This window comes from Luteipulveratus halotolerans, from assembly GCF_001247745.1.
Classification (GTDB): domain Bacteria; phylum Actinomycetota; class Actinomycetes; order Actinomycetales; family Dermatophilaceae; genus Luteipulveratus; species Luteipulveratus halotolerans.
Window position 1 is genome coordinate 3,475,794 of record NZ_LAIR01000002.1, and the last position, 14,065, is coordinate 3,489,858.

At 70.4% G+C, this 14,065-nt stretch carries 13 protein-coding genes; 4 read left to right on the plus strand and 9 right to left on the minus strand.

Annotated elements, in window-relative coordinates; genetic code table 11:
• Nucleotides 1-6: 6 nt before the first annotated feature.
• The gene (locus VV01_RS17490; RefSeq protein WP_157508903.1) at nt 7-405 is read left to right on the plus strand and encodes a hypothetical protein; all 399 of its coding nucleotides are present in this window, start codon (nt 7-9) and stop codon (nt 403-405) included.
• Nucleotides 406-531: 126 nt separating this feature from the next.
• A complete protein-coding gene (locus VV01_RS23445; protein ID WP_157508904.1) occupies nt 532-678 on the plus strand; it encodes a hypothetical protein in 147 nt (48 codons plus the stop codon).
• A 56-nt stretch (nt 679-734) separates the two neighbouring features.
• Here VV01_RS23445 and VV01_RS17495 read toward each other — a convergent pair whose 3' ends face one another.
• From VV01_RS17495 to VV01_RS17525, 7 genes are all read right to left on the minus strand, one after another.
• Nucleotides 735-1,211, minus strand: coding sequence for a GNAT family N-acetyltransferase (locus VV01_RS17495; protein ID WP_050671015.1), 477 nt, complete (start codon nt 1,209-1,211; stop codon nt 735-737).
• Between the two features lie 54 nt (nt 1,212-1,265).
• On the minus strand, nt 1,266-2,618 hold the full coding sequence (locus VV01_RS17500; protein WP_050671016.1) for a cytochrome P450: 1,353 nt from the start codon (nt 2,616-2,618) through the stop codon (nt 1,266-1,268).
• Between the two features lie 51 nt (nt 2,619-2,669).
• Nucleotides 2,670-3,134: a hypothetical protein gene (locus tag VV01_RS23975; protein ID WP_197275090.1), complete on the minus strand. Its 465-nt coding sequence runs from the start codon at nt 3,132-3,134 to the stop codon at nt 2,670-2,672.
• A gap of 966 nt (nt 3,135-4,100) precedes the next feature.
• Nucleotides 4,101-4,973, minus strand: a complete 873-nt coding sequence (locus VV01_RS17510) for an ABC transporter ATP-binding protein (protein ID WP_082221070.1) — start codon at nt 4,971-4,973, stop codon at nt 4,101-4,103.
• Between the two features lie 3 nt (nt 4,974-4,976).
• The gene (locus VV01_RS17515) at nt 4,977-6,017 is read right to left on the minus strand and encodes a FecCD family ABC transporter permease (RefSeq protein WP_231635266.1); all 1,041 of its coding nucleotides are present in this window, start codon (nt 6,015-6,017) and stop codon (nt 4,977-4,979) included.
• Between the two features lie 26 nt (nt 6,018-6,043).
• A complete protein-coding gene (locus VV01_RS17520) occupies nt 6,044-7,096 on the minus strand; it encodes a FecCD family ABC transporter permease (RefSeq protein ID WP_050671017.1) in 1,053 nt (350 codons plus the stop codon).
• Nucleotides 7,097-7,112: 16 nt separating this feature from the next.
• Nucleotides 7,113-8,168 carry an ABC transporter substrate-binding protein gene (locus tag VV01_RS17525; RefSeq protein WP_050671018.1) on the minus strand — a complete coding sequence of 352 codons (1,056 nt, stop codon included), beginning with the start codon at nt 8,166-8,168 and terminating at the stop codon, nt 7,113-7,115.
• Nucleotides 8,169-8,341: 173 nt separating this feature from the next.
• On the opposite strand from VV01_RS17525, the gene VV01_RS17530 reads away from it, so the two are divergent.
• Nucleotides 8,342-9,067 (plus strand): siderophore-interacting protein, encoded by a 726-nt coding sequence (locus VV01_RS17530; protein WP_050672006.1) that lies wholly within the window; start codon nt 8,342-8,344, stop codon nt 9,065-9,067.
• Nucleotides 9,068-9,713: 646 nt separating this feature from the next.
• Here VV01_RS17530 and VV01_RS17535 read toward each other — a convergent pair.
• Both VV01_RS17535 and VV01_RS17540 read right to left on the minus strand, forming a co-directional pair.
• Nucleotides 9,714-11,765, minus strand: a complete 2,052-nt coding sequence (locus tag VV01_RS17535) for an NAD(+) synthase (protein ID WP_050671019.1) — start codon at nt 11,763-11,765, stop codon at nt 9,714-9,716.
• Between the two features lie 123 nt (nt 11,766-11,888).
• The gene (locus VV01_RS17540) at nt 11,889-13,484 is read right to left on the minus strand and encodes a M4 family metallopeptidase (protein WP_050671020.1); all 1,596 of its coding nucleotides are present in this window, start codon (nt 13,482-13,484) and stop codon (nt 11,889-11,891) included.
• Between the two features lie 234 nt (nt 13,485-13,718).
• Here VV01_RS17540 and VV01_RS17545 point away from each other — a divergent pair, with 234 nt between their 5' ends.
• Nucleotides 13,719-14,045 carry a hypothetical protein gene (locus VV01_RS17545; protein ID WP_157508905.1) on the plus strand — a complete coding sequence of 109 codons (327 nt, stop codon included), beginning with the start codon at nt 13,719-13,721 and terminating at the stop codon, nt 14,043-14,045.
• Nucleotides 14,046-14,065 lie beyond the last annotated feature (20 nt).

A 14,065-nucleotide genomic window follows, 5' to 3' on the forward strand; every position in this document is an offset into this window, starting at 1 on the left:
TCGCCCATGGGAGGACTTTCGAGGTGGCAACGTGCGTACGTCACGCTGGCGATCGGGATGTGCCTCGTCGGCGCATTCCTGCTCGCCGTCCTGGCGTCCTCCCTCATCGGACCGGCGTACCCGGGCCGGGACCGCCTGCCTGACCTGCCGGCCGGACTGCACGCGTCCGGTGGGGACCTCGAGTGCGCCTCCGCAGGCTGCTGGCGCACCTGGACGATCCGCGCGCAACCGTCGCTGTCAGGCCCGGACACGCTCGAACGACTCGGCGGACTTCGGGAGTCGTGCGGGCACTACGGATGGTTCGACTGGCGCGAGTCGTGCACCCGCTACCGACTGGGCGGCGCCGACGGCGCGGCGACGGTGACCGTGTCTGTCGCCGAGACCCTGCTCGATCCAAGCCCCTGAAGCACGCCGTGCGACGTGGCCGAGATCACCCCGCCAGGAGTCGTCGGAATACCCGCCTCCGTCGTACCGTTATTTCGTTATCGAAATGTTCAACGCCGCACAGTGCGATGACGAAGGAGAAGCACCATGAGCAACCTGGCCAAGGCCATCCGCCACCACCGCGAGTCCGTCCGCAACCGTCGTGCGATCGCCGACGCCATCGCCAACGCGTCGAGCCCGTCGATGCGCTCGGACCTCGTGATGGCCGCGCAGCGTCAGCAGGACGCCGCCTGACCCGCAGCACCTGAGAAGACAAGGCTCCCGTCCGACCGGACGGGAGCCTTCGTGCGTCACGGACGAGGCAGCGTCATCTCCTCGACCACGAGGTCGGACCCCTCACGCAGCGGCACGCTGCGACCAGTCGGCTCGAACCCGTACGCGAGGTACGCCGCCCGCGCCGCCTCGTTGCCGCGCGTGACGTCGAGCTGCACCCGCATCCCGCGCTCGCGCGCCCACGCGACGACCAGGTCGAGCACCTGGCGAGACAGGCCGCGGCCACGCCACGCGGGGTCGAGCCACATCGCGACGACGATCATCGTCCCGGGCTCGATCTCGAACCCGCCGCCCAGCCCGACCGCCTCACCGTCCACGAGCACGAGCACCGACGGCGGCGAGAGCCGTTCCCGCCACTCCGCGTCGGTGAAGGCCTGCTCTCGCGCGAGCGTCGACCCGAACGCATCAGGCGACTCGGCCAGGCTGCGCAGCCGGACGTCCTTCCAGAGCTCGAGGTCGTCGACGGTCGCATAGCGCACGAGGGGTTCGGACATGCGCGCCAGTGTCACGTCGATCGGCCAATGCTGCCAACCGTTTTCGTACGCCGGTCAGCTCGCCACGCGTCGCGCGGCCACGGGCGAGGTCGTGACCGGCAGCGACTCGTAGCCGCGCAGGATCCGGGTCGGACGTCGTACGCCGGGGCGCTCGACCCGCAGGTCGGGGTAACGCTCGTACAGCATCTGCAGCGCGATCGACGTCTCGAGCCGTGCGAGGCCTGCCCCGACGCAGTAGTGCACACCGGACGACAGGGCCAGGTGCTCGTGGGCGTTGGCGCGGGTGACGTCGTACTGGCCGGGGTCGGCGAACACCTGCGGGTCGCGGTTGGCGCCGGCGAGCATGACGACCACACCCGTGCCGGCGCGGACGGGTGAACCCGCGATCTCGGTGTCCTCGGTCGCGCGACGGAAGGTCAGCTGCACGGGCGAGTCGTAGCGCAGCGTCTCCTCGGTGGCGTTGCCCCACAGATCGGGCTGCCCGCGCAGGATCTCGCGCTGCTCGGGATGGGCCGACAGCTGCACGACGGCATTGCTGATGAGGTTGACGGTGGTCTCGAACCCGGCGCCCAGCACGAGCAGCCCGGTGAAGGCGATCTCGGTGTCGGTCAGCGCCTCGTCACCCGAGAGCGTGGCCAGACGCGAGAGCAGGTCCTCGCCGGGATCGCGCCGGACGCGGGCGATGTGGGCGTCGAACCACGCCCGCAGCGAGCGGGTCGCCTCACGGGCTGCGCGGTAGTCGCGCCACGCGAGCCCGGGATCGAGCAGCATCGCGCCCTTGTTGCCCCACTCCAGCAGGGACGGGCGCATCTGGGCGGGGACGCCGAGCAGGTCGGCGATCACCCGCAGCGGCACCTGTGAGGAGAAGTGCTCGACGAGATCGAACGACGCGTCGTCGGGCACCTCGGCCAGCACCTCGTCGACGATCTCGCGGATGCGTACGTCGAGGCGGCTGACCGAGCGGGCAGCGAACTCGCGCGACACCAGCCGGCGGAACCGCGTGTGTCGCGGCGGGTCGAGGGCGAGCAGCGCGGGCGGGTCCGCGGGCCCGGGAGCGGCCGGGTCGAACACGGCCAGCGAGAGACGGGCCAGCGGCTCCGGCATGCCGCCGCGCCCGCTCGCCGTGCTGAACGACGGGCTCCGCAGCACGGCCGACGCGGCCTCGTGGGTGGTCGCCGCGCTCACGGCCGGTCCGTGCACGATGCCGCCGCGCGCCCGCAGCTCGTCGTAGACGGCGTACGGCTCCCGGCGTACGTCCGGGTCGAGCTGGAGTCGGACGAACGGGTCGGAGGGGTCGCGGCGACGACCGGCGCGCAGCGCGACCCGGGTCAGGCCGTGGTCGATGAGCCATGAGCCCGCGGTGCGGGCGCGGCCGAGAGCAGGTACGGGTGCTGCGGCAGTGGTCACGAGCGATGTCCTTCGACGGCGGGCACTACGTCTGTAGAAGAGTAACCCGCGTCACACCCGCGGCGTCTCCTTCCGGGCGATCCGGTAGTGCAGCACCAGGAACGGGATCCCGAACAGCCAGAACGCGTGCTCGGCGCGCAGCGCGCCCGCGTCGTCGACGTAGACATCGAGCTCTTCGGCGAAACCGTGCACCGCGAGCGCGGTCAGGTCGCGGGTGTCGGCATCGACGTAGGTCAGGTAGTGACCGGGGTGGTCGAGATCGCTGCGGCTGGTGAGCACGAGCCGGCCGCCGGGTCGGGCGCGCGGCAGCAGCGTGGCGGTGAAGCTCGCCTGCGGCAGCGGGAATCCGACGCTGACGTAGCCGCGCTCGGTGTCGCGGTAGCTCGTGTAGATGCCGACGTAGATCGGTTCGTCGGTGTCGGCGTACGAGCGGATCCAGCCGCGTACGGCGATCGCGTCGGCGTCCGGTGTCGTGATCGTGTCGATGCGGCTGCGGATGCCGCGGCGGGGTCTCACGCTCGTTCACCGGGACGCTGGCCTGGCCGAGCGGACGGGCGACGGCGGTGCGGTAGAGCAGGTAACCGGGACGCACCCAGGCCCGCCACTCGGGGACGATGTCGAGCGTGAATCTCGTGGTGTGCTCGTAGAACTCGCGCACCAACGGGTGGACGTCGCCCGGCGCGAAGTCGGGTCCGGCGAGGTCGTCGAGCGAGGCGACGATGCCGATGTCAGCGACCGCGGGCTCGTACGACCCGCCGAGTGCCGTCGCCAGCTCACGGACGTAGCCGGTGCCGACGTAGCGGGTGCGTGACTCCAGGGGTACGACGAAGGGCAGCTCGGCCGCGGGCACCTCCTGCGCCAGCAGGCTGACCTGCTCGTCGCGGAAGAGCACGTGCGACGTGGTCCTGAACCCGACGACGGCAGCCGCCGCAGCGACTGGCACGGGTGCACGCCGCAGGAGGAGGCCGGTGGCCAGCCCTACGGCTGGGCCGAGCGCGACCTTCTGAGGGCGTACGCCGAGGGCGCCTGCGACCGTTCCGCTGACCGTTGCGACCGTCGGCGGCGAGGCGAATCGTGTTGCAGGCCAAGCGGATACGCCGGCGAGCGCACCGGCCATCGCGATGCGTTGCCAGAGGGCCGGGATCTCGGCGTGCTGCTGGCGGGCGCGGGCAACGGCCTCGCCGGTCGCGAGAGCGGCTCCGGTCACGATGGTGCCGATCGCGCGGGCGCGCCATGACCGGCCGGTGGTGAAGGCGGCCCCGGCGAGCGCACCGATGACAGCTGCTGTGCCGACCTGTTCACGCCGCTTGCCCGGCGCCGGCGTACGCGGCCGGCCCGGCGCCCGGCGCCCGGCGTACGCGGCTGCTCCCCCGTGGTCACCCGACCAACCTAGGCGGCACAGGCCCCACTTCCCAGGCGAAATGTGACTTCACGAGTGCGCATAGCAGCCCTTGAAGTCACATTTCGCCTGGGAAGTGCGGGTCAGGTGTGGTGGCGGCCGAGGGGTACGACGAGCGGCGTCGCCGACACGGAGTCAGGCACCACCTGGCAGCGGACGCCGAACACGCGCTGCACGTTGTCGGCGGTGACGACCTCGTGGGCGTCGCCCTCGCAGAGCACCTCGCCACCGCACATGGCGATGAGGTGGTCGGCGTAACGAGCGGCGAGGTTGAGGTCGTGCAGCACCATGACGACGGTCGTACCGCGCTGGTTGAGGTCGGTGACGAGGTCGAGCACCTCGACGGCGTGGGCGATGTCGAGGAAGGACGTGGGCTCGTCGAGCAGCAGCAGGTCGGTCTGCTGCGCGAGCACCATCGCGATCCAGACGCGCTGGCGCTGACCACCCGACAGCTCGTCGACAGGTCGGTGTGCGAGGTCGAGCGTGCCGGTGAGCGTGAGTGCCTCGGCGACGGCCTCGTCGTCGGCCTTGGACCACTGCTTGAACAGTCCGTGGTGCGGGTGGCGGCCGCGACCGACGAGCTCGGTGACGGTGATGCCCTCAGGGGCGAGCGGCGACTGCGGGAGCAGGCCGACGACGCGGGCGACCTCACGGGTCGACCGAGCATGAATGTCGTTGCCGTCCAGCAGGATCGAGCCGGAGGTCGGCTTGAGCAGTCGGGCCAGACCGCGCAGCAGCGTCGACTTGCCGCAGCCGTTGGCGCCGACGATCGCGGTGACCTTGCCGGGCGGCACCTCGACCGACAGCTGGTCGAGGACGGTGCGTTCGCCGTACGAGAGGGAGACCTCGCGGGCGACGAGGCGGCTCTCCGTGGTCGCGGCCGTCGCAGGCGTCGCACCGCGTGCGTCGTCTGCGGCGCCGACCTCGTCGACGGGGGCGAGCTCTGTTGCAGTCATGGGTCATCCGTCCTTGATGGTGCGGTTCGAACCGATCAGCAGCCAGAGCAGGAACGGCGCTCCGGCGACGCCGGTGATGACACCGACCGGCATGTTGGTGGTGCCGAGGAGGTAGGCACCGACGTAGTCGGCGGCGACGACGAGCGCCGCACCGACCAGTCCTGCGACGGGGATCGAGGGGCGACCACCGTTGAGCCGCCTCGCGATCGGGCCGGCGAGCAGCGACACGAACGCGATCGGCCCGACGACCGAGGTGGTGATCGCGGCCATCACGACGACCGCGCCCATCAGCCAGGCGCGCGTAGGTGTCGCGCGTACGCCGAGGCCTTGCGCCGCGTCGTCGCCGAGCTCGAGCATCTGCAGGCGCGGTGCGAGTGTCGCGATCAGCGGGAAGAGGATCGCGACCGTCAGCGCCATGCGCAGGATCTCGGTCCAGGTCACGGAGTTGAGGCTGCCGGTGAGCCAGACGAGTGCGTCCTGCGCCTTGTAGACGTCGGTCGTGGTGAACACCCACTGGACGACGGCCTGCAGCGCCGCGGCGAGCCCGACGCCCACGAGGATCATCCGGTAGGTCGCCACGCCCTTGCTGCCCGACAGGAACAGCACCGCCCCGGCGACGAGCAGCCCGCCGAGGATCGCCGCCAGCCCGAGAGCGTCGCCGTCGAGCCCGAACGCCGTCATCGCGACGACGGCAGCGGCGGACGAGCCCATGGTCACGCCGATGACGTCGGGGCTGGCGAGCGGGTTACGCAGCATCGACTGGAACACCGCGCCGGACGCCCCGAACGCCAGACCGGCGAGGGTGCCCGCGACGGCGCGCGGCAGCTTGGACTCCATCACCTCGAATGTCGCGACCGGGATGTCGGCGCCGAACAGGATGCGGAAGAAGTCGGCGATCGTGACGGTGAAGTCGCCGAGCAGCACCCGCGCGGCGAACACACCCAGCCACAGCGCGCCGACGCCGAGGAGCACGAGAAGGTGACGTCGGCGTACGCGCTGGCGCACTCGGCGTACGACGGTCGCGGCCTCCGACTGGGTTGGCACCGAAGGAGATTCGAGGGACACGGACATCAGCGGGCTCCCATCCGACGGACGAGGAGCACCAGGACGGGTGCGCCGATCACAGCGGTCATGATGCCGACGGACACCTCGGCGGGCGGTGTGACGACGCGGCCGAGGGTGTCGGCGAGGATCATCAGCACGGGGCCGCCGAGCACGGATCCGAGCAGGATGCGGCGATGGTCGGGGCCGACGAGGATGCGCACGATGTGCGGGACGACGAGGCCCACGAACGCGATCGGACCGGCGACCGAGGTGGCTGCCGCGCACAGGACGACCGCGCCGAGCCAGGCCAGGCCTCGCCCGAGCACCACACGTTGGCCGAGCGCACGAGCGAGGTCGTCACCGAGCGCGAGAGCGTTGAGCACTCCGCCGACGGTGAGGCACAGCGCGAATCCGACTGCGAACACAGGGAGTACGGCCGGGATGGCCCCCATGTCGCGGCCGCTGATGCTGCCGACCTGCCAGAACCGGAAGACCTCGAGCGTCTCGCTGGAGCCGACCATGATGCCGGAGATGACGCTGGTGGCGCCGGCGGTGAGTGCGGCGCCGGCGAGCGCCATCGTGACGGGCTGCGGGCCTTTGGGGCCGAGTGCGGCGATGCCGTAGACGAGCGCTGCGGCGATCGCCGAGCCGAGCAGTGCGAGCCAGATGTAGGTCGACATCGTGGTCACGTCGAACCAGTAGATGCCGAGGATGACGGCGAGGGCGGCACCGGAGTTGATGCCGAGGATCCCGGGGTCTGCCAACGGGTTTCGGGTGACGCCCTGCAGGACGGCGCCCGCGACCGCGACGGCCGCGCCTACGAGCAGACCGACGAGGACGCGGTCGACGCGCGAGCCGACGATGGCTGCCTCGTGACTCGATCCGGGTGCGTCGAACAGGTGCCCGAACGCCGTCGCCGGCGACAGCATCACCGAACCGACCATGAGGGAGACGATCGCGGCGAGGACGATCGCCACGACGCCGGCCAGCACGATCGTCGTACGCGAGCGCAGACGCGCGACCGAGCCCCGATCCGCCGTGGTGGCGGTTCGGGGCTCGGTCGTGGCGGTGTCAGTCACAGCTGTCGCGCAGCGCTCACTTGGCCTTGTCGGCGGCCTGCGCGAGCTTGGGCAGGAACGTCTTCAGGCCGACGGGGATCGACAGCGGCGTCGGGCTCGACATCGTCAGCGTGGCGGGCTGGTCGGCGTTGGCGAAGTACGCGCCGGTCTTGAGCGCGGGAATCTTGCCGAGCAGCGGGTGCGCCTTGAGCTGGGCGTCCTGACCGGCCTTCTCGATGTCGAACACGACGACGTCGGCGGCGAGGGTGTTGGCCTTCTCGGCCGAGATGTCGACGCTGAAGCTCTGCGTCTTGCCGGCGAGCTTGGTCACGACGGGAGCGGTCTTGAAGCCGAACTCCTCGAGCAGACGCGGACGGTTGTCGAGCGGGGTGTAGACGCCGAACTTGCTGAGGTCGGTCGGCGTGAACCACGGCCACGCGACGGTCTTGCCCTTGATCTGCGGGTACTTCGCGACCGCGGTCTTGATCTGGCCCTCGGTGCTGGAGATGACGTTGGTGGCCTCGCTCTCCTTGCCGAGCGCCTTGCCGATCATCCGCGTGGACTGCTGCCAGGAGGTGCCGTACGGCGCGCCCGGGTAGGCGATGACCGGCACGCCGAGCTTGGTGAGCTTGGTGTACTCGTCCTTGGTGAGGCCGGAGTTGGTCGCGAGGATCAGGTCGGGACGCGCCTTGTTGACCTCGTCGATCGGCGTACCGTCCTTGTCGCTGTAGCGGATCGGCTGCTTGCCGCCGAGCTCCTTCAGCTTCGTGTCGAACCAGTCGGTGGAGCGGTTCTTGTTGCCGCCCCAGTCGATCGCCGTCGCCGCGACCGGCACCGTGCCGAGCGCGAGAGCGATGTCGGCGTCGGACCAGCCCAGCGTCGCGACCCGCTTGGGCTGCTCCTTGATCGTGGTCGTGCCGAACGCGTGCTTGATCGTGACGGGGAAGGCGCCCGCGGCGGCGCTGGTGCTGCCGGCCGCCGAGCCGGTGGCGCCGCCCTCCTCCTCACCGTTGGCGGGGCCGGTGCTGCACCCGGCAGCCAGGGTGGTGACCGCTGCCGCGGACACGAGGGCGAGGAACGAACGACGCTGCACAGTGTCTCCAGTGGTGATCAAGGCAAGGTAAGCCTTCGGTAACTTAGGGCAGACTAACAATGAGCGCGGTCGGGACGTCAAGCCCGGTCCGCCAGGTGTACGCCGACCGGCCGGGTCGGCGTACACCGCCCGTTCGCCGCATCGATCGCACACTCAACCCACAGGGAGACGACATGGCCAAGAAGGGCTGGGAGGGCGCCGTCCTCAAGCTGTACCGCGCCAAGGACTACACGTTCACGGTGCTCGACGCCGAACCCGTGACCGACCACTTCCAGCGCGTGCGCGTCTCGGGTGGCGGGCTGCTCGCGCACCACGAGCTGCACCCGACGATGTGGGTGCGACTGTGGTTCGACCACCCCGAGGGCAAGGCGCACCAGCGGGCGTTCACCCTCGTCGACGCCGATGTCGCGGCCGACGAGTTCACCCTCGAGTTCGCGATCCACGACGGCGTCGCGTCACGGTGGGCGCTCGCCGCGCAGCCGGGCGACACCATCGAGGCGTCCCTGCAGGGCTCGGCCCTGACGCTGCCGTCACCGGCACCGTCGGCGTACGTCATCGCCGGCGACATCGCCTCGCTTCCTGCGATCAACTCGCTGCTGGACGCGATCGGTGACGTCGACGCGCACGTCTACCTCGAGTGGGTGCACGAGTCGGACCGCACGCTGCCCGTACGGTCGCGCTCGCGTGACCGGGTGACGTGGGTCGCGCGCGAGCGTTCGGGCGAGGCCCTGGTCGAGGCCGTCACGAAGGCGCCGGGCGAGATCGGCGTCGACGCCTCATCGCTGTACGGCTGGGCCGCCTGCGATGCCGTCAGTACGCGCGCGATCACCAAGGTCTTCAAGGAGACCTATGGCCTGCCCAAGGGCTCGATCAAGACGCTCGGCTACTGGCAGCCCTGAGCCGCGCCGCCGGTCTCGCGGCGCGAGCTGTCCCGCTGGTCGAGTAGGCGAGCCCCGCAGGGCGAGCCGTATCGAGACCAGGCGACCGCGCAGGGGGCTCCCCAGGAACGTCAACACCGTTGCGGTTCAGCGTCAACGACGTTGACGTTCCTGAGAGAAGGTCATGCGCCCCCACCATCGAGCCCGAGTCGAAACCGGCGTACGACGCAGGGAGACTCTCCCCCACCGTCACCTGGTTTCGACTCGGGCCTCCGCTAGCGCTCCGCCCCGGCTCAACCAGCGGAGGGCGACTCGGGCCTCCGCTAGCGCTCCGCCCCGGCTCAACCAGCGGAGGGCCCAGGCGAACGGGGGTCTCCCGAGCAAGCGCAACGAGGTTGCGGGAATCTGCAACCATGTTGCGCACTCCTGGAGACCCCACCGCTCCGCTGGTCGATCCGCCCTCTCGTTGGTTGAGCCGGCCCGAGGCGCTAGCCGAGGGCCGTGTCAAAACCAGGCGATGTACAGGGAGAGCCTCCCCTTGGCGTACGTCGGTTTCGACTCGAGCGTCCGCTCCTTGGGGCGAGTAGGCGAGGAACGAGCCGTATCGAGACCCGCTCCGGCCCGGCTCAACCAGCGGGTACGTCGGCTCAAAACCAGCGGGGGCCGGCTACTTCTTCGGGACCTCGCGGTCGAGCTCGGCGAGCCAGGCCTTCGCGCTCGCGTCGGAGGGCATGCGCCAGTCGCCGCGGGGTGACATCGAGCCGCCGGCGACGACCTTGGGGCCGTTGGGCAGGGCTGACCGCTTGAACTGGTTGCCGAAGAACCGCTGGATGAACAGCTCCAGCCACGAGCGAATCGTCGTGAGGTCGTAGGCGATGCGTTGGTCGTCGGGGTAGTCGACGGGCCAGTCTCCGGCGTCGGCGTCCTTCCAGGCGTGATAGGCGAGGAACGCCACCTTGCTCGGGCGCGCACCCTGGCGGTGGATGTGGAACAGGTTGAAGTCCTGCAGTGCGTACGGGCCGATCTTGTCCTCGGTCGACTGCGGTTTGGTCTCGTCCTCGCTGGGCACGAGCTCGGGGCTGATCTCCTGGTCGACGATCGCCTGCAGCACCTGTCCGACCTCGTCGTCGAACAGCTTTTCGGCGACGACCCAGCGAATCACGTGCTGTATCAACGTCTTCGGGATGCCCGAGTTGACCGTGTAGTGCGACATCTGGTCGCCGACGCCGTAGGTGCACCAGCCGAGCGCGAGCTCGGACATGTCGCCGGTGCCGACCACGATGCCGCCGTGGTGGTTGGCCAGCCGGAACAGGTAGTCGTAGCGCAGCCCGGCCTGGACGTTCTCGAACGTCACGTCGTAGACCGGCTCGCCGCTGACGCCGAACGGGTGGCCCATGTCCTTGAGCATCTGCGTCGCGGCCGGCCGGATGTCGAGCTCCTCGAACGTCACGTCGAGCTGCTCGGACAGCCGAGTTGCGTTGTCCTTGGTGCCTTTCGACGTCGCGAAGCCGGGCATCGTGTAGGCGAGGATGTCCGACCGCGGCCGCCCCAGCAGGTCCATGGCGCGCGCCGCGACGATCAGTGCGTGGGTCGAGTCGAGACCGCCGGAGACGCCGATGACGACCTTGGTCGAGTCGCCGATCGACCGCAGTCGCTTCTCCAGGCCGGCGACCTGGATGTTGTACGCCTCGTAGCAGTCCTGCGCGAGCCTGGACTCGTCGTCGGGCACGAACGGGAACCGGTCGATCTTGCGCAGCAGCCCGATGTCCTTCTTCGTCGGCGGTGCGAGCTCGAAGGCGACAGAACGGAATTCGCGGATCCGGCCGTCGTACGTGCGGCGGTTGTCGTCGAACGATCCCTGCCGGATGCGCTCGGTCACGATGCGGTCGAGGTCGACGTCGACGATGGTCGCGCGGGCGCCGTCGGGGAAGCGTTCGGTCTCGCCGAGGAGCCCGCCGCACTCGTACACCATGGTCTGGCCGTCCCAGGCGAGGTCGGTGGTCGACTCTCCTGGCCCGGCGGCGCAGTAGGCGTAGGCGGCACTGTCGCGGTACGACGCCGAGCGGCACATCAGGTGGCGGTCCTCGGCGCGGCCGACGGTGATGGGCGACGCCGACAGGTTGAGCAGCACGGTCGCCCCGGCGAGCGCGGCCTCGGACGACGGCGGGATGGGCACCCAGATGTCCTCGCAGACCTCGGCGTGCACCACGAGGCCGGGCACGTCGGTGGCCGGGAAGAGGAGGTCCGGCCCGAACGGCACGTCCTCGCCACGCAGCCTGATCGTGCGGCCGCGCTGGTCGTCGCCGGGCGCGAAGTGGCGCTTCTCGTAGAACTCGCGGTAGTTGGGCAGGTACGACTTCGGCGCCACCCCGAGGACCCGGCCGCGGTGGATCACGACGGCGCAGTTGAACAGCCGGTTGTCCAGGCGCAGCGGCGCACCGACGACGAGCATCGGCAGCAGGTCGGTGCTGGCGTCGACGATCGTGTCGATCGCGGTCAGCACGTCGGCGAGGAGCACGTCCTGCAGCAGCAGGTCGTCGATCGCATAGCCCGACAGCGACAGCTCGGGGAAGACCGCGACCGCGACCGACTGCTCGTGGCACGCGCGGGCCTGCTCGAGGACCGCGTCCGCGTTGGCGGCGGGGTCGCCCAGGGCGACCGGGACCGTACAGGCTGCGACGCGGGCGAATCCGTGGTGATAAGCCGAGTAGAAGTCCACGCCCGGAGTCTGTCACGACCCGCGCGCAGCGCCGACGACGAAACGACCCGCCCTTCGCTCCACGACCCGCGGATCAGTGGGTCGTCTCACAAGGAGCGGGTCGTTTCGCGGGAAGTGGGCGCCTCAGCCGACGCTGACGGCCGACCAGGCGGCGGCGACGGCGTTCTGCTCGGGCGAGCCGGCGCCGTACAGGTCCTTGGCGGCGTTGAGCGTGGCCGTGCGAGCGCCCGCGTAGTTGGTGCTGGAGGTCATGTAGACGGTGATCGCGCGGTACCAGATCTTGCCGAGCTTGTCGGCGCCGATGCCGGTGAGCGTCGAGCCGTTGCAGGTCGGCGAGCTGTGCTGCACGCCGTTGATGACCTTGGCGCCGCTGCCGTTGGCGAGCAGGTAGGCGAAGTGGTTGGCGACACCCGAGGAGTAGTGGACGTCGAGGTCACCGAGCTTGCTGTTGTAGCAGTCGGGCGACTGGCCGTCCTTGCTCGGCTTGTCCATGAACCGCAGCGCCGGGCGGTCCTTCATGATCTCCTCGCCCACGAACCAGTCGCCCGGGTCGTCGGCGTTGCTGCTGCGCAGCTCGACGAGCGCGCCGAAGATGTCGCTGCTCGCCTCGTTGAGCCCGCCCGACTCGCCGGAGTAGGTGAGGTTGGCGGTCGCCTCCATCACGCCGTGCGACATCTCGTGGGCCGCGACGTCGGTGGAGACGAGCGGTCCGGCGACCTTGCCGTCACCGTCGCCGTACGTCATCTGCTTGCCGTCCCAGAAGGCGTTGACGTAGTTGTCGCCGTAGTGCACGCGGCTCGGAACTCCCTTGCCGTCGTTGAAGATTCCGTTGCGGCCGTGCACCTGCTTGTAGTAGTCCCACGTCGCCGCGGTGCCGAACTGCACGTCGACCGCGGCGCTCGCCCGGTCGGTGGTGGTGCCGTTGCCCCAGTGGTTGTCGGCGTCGGTGAACGTCGGGCCGGTCGCGCAGCCGACGCTCAGCAGCTGGCACAGCACCGGTGCGTCGGTGCCGTTCTTGACGTCCTTCGTGACGGCGTTGCCGCGCGTGGCGTCCTTGAGCTCGTACCCGCCGCTCACGGCCGTCGACGAGACGGGCACGGTGCCGCGGTAGAGGCTCTTGCCGTCGCCCTCGGCGGTGTGGATGCGCTGCTCGCTCACGAGGAGAGCGCCGGTGGTGGCGTCGACGGTCGACACGATGCGACTCGGCGTGCCGTCGGCCTGGGTGCCACCGACCGTGAACTCGTACGCGAGTCGAGGCGCTCCCGTACGCGCCTCGATGACGAGCGTGCCCTGGCCGGCCTTGGCCAGCCCGGCGTGCGCGGCCTTGGCCTGCGCGGCGTCGAGGCGCGGCGTACGGCTGATCGTCACCGGCGTACGCAGGGTGAGGCTCGCGCCCTTCCACGCGCCGGCCCGGTCGGTGTGGACGACCGTGTCACCGCCGAGCACCTTCAGCCCGCCGACCGTGCGGTCCAGCCGGACGTGGCTGGTGCCGTCACGGTCGACGACGACGTCACGGACGGTGAACCGGTCGTCGCCGGTCGCGCGCATCGCGGCACGGTGGCCGGCTGCAGCCGAGGTGGCGCGCTGGGCGGCGGCCGACGACGTCGGGCGGTCGTCGGTGCGACTGGAGGCGGCTCCGGCCTGGGATGTCGCGGTGAGGCCGAGGGTTGCGGAGGTCAGGACGGTCGTGGTCGCGGCGAGAAGAACCTTCGTACGCATCAGATGTGCTCCGTTCGAGAAGTCAGACTGGGGGCGATCTGGCTCACGCAGTGGTCGCACGCTACTGAGCGGTCACCTCGCCGTGGGGACTACGCGTCGACGAGTTCCGCCGTACGCCGACGCACCAAACGACCCGCTCCCTGCGAGACGACCCGCGGATCCGCGGGTCGTCTCGCAGAGAGCGGGTCGTTTCGTGACGGGCCACCGCTGGGCGGGGTGGGGCACACTGCTGCCGTGCGCACCACCCTCTCCGCTCGCGAGCGCCGGATCGGCGCCCTCTCGGTGCTGCTCCTCGAGCTCGCGACGCTCGCGTCGGTCGTGGCCGGCCTTCAGCTGAAGGGGTCGGCGGACGACTGCGACGCGGTGTTCTCCTGCGAGGGCGGCGCACTCGGTGGCGGCCTGGTCGTCGCCGGCGGCACGATCGTGATCATGCTCGTCGGCGTCGTGGGTCTCGCGATCGCCGAGCGCCGTGGCAGGCCCCGCGCGTGGCGCTGGCCGGTCGGAGCCATCGCCGCCATGGCCGTGCTCGTGCTCGGCGGGGTGATCTGGGCGCAGCTCTGACCGCTCCCGTACGCCGACGT

Excerpts from the sequence above, each read along its gene's own strand:
- VV01_RS17495 (WP_050671015.1), bottom strand. The coding sequence starts at position 1,211 with ATGTCCGAACCCCTCGTGCGCTATGCGACCGTCGACGACCTCGAGCTC.
- VV01_RS17510 (WP_082221070.1), bottom strand. The coding sequence starts at position 4,973 with ATGACTGCAACAGAGCTCGCCCCCGTCGACGAGGTCGGCGCCGCAGAC.
- VV01_RS17540 (WP_050671020.1), bottom strand. The coding sequence starts at position 13,484 with ATGCGTACGAAGGTTCTTCTCGCCGCGACCACGACCGTCCTGACCTCC.
- VV01_RS17530 (WP_050672006.1), top strand. The coding sequence starts at position 8,342 with ATGGCCAAGAAGGGCTGGGAGGGCGCCGTCCTCAAGCTGTACCGCGCC.
- VV01_RS17490 (WP_157508903.1), top strand. The coding sequence starts at position 7 with ATGGGAGGACTTTCGAGGTGGCAACGTGCGTACGTCACGCTGGCGATC.
- VV01_RS23445 (WP_157508904.1), top strand. The coding sequence starts at position 532 with ATGAGCAACCTGGCCAAGGCCATCCGCCACCACCGCGAGTCCGTCCGC.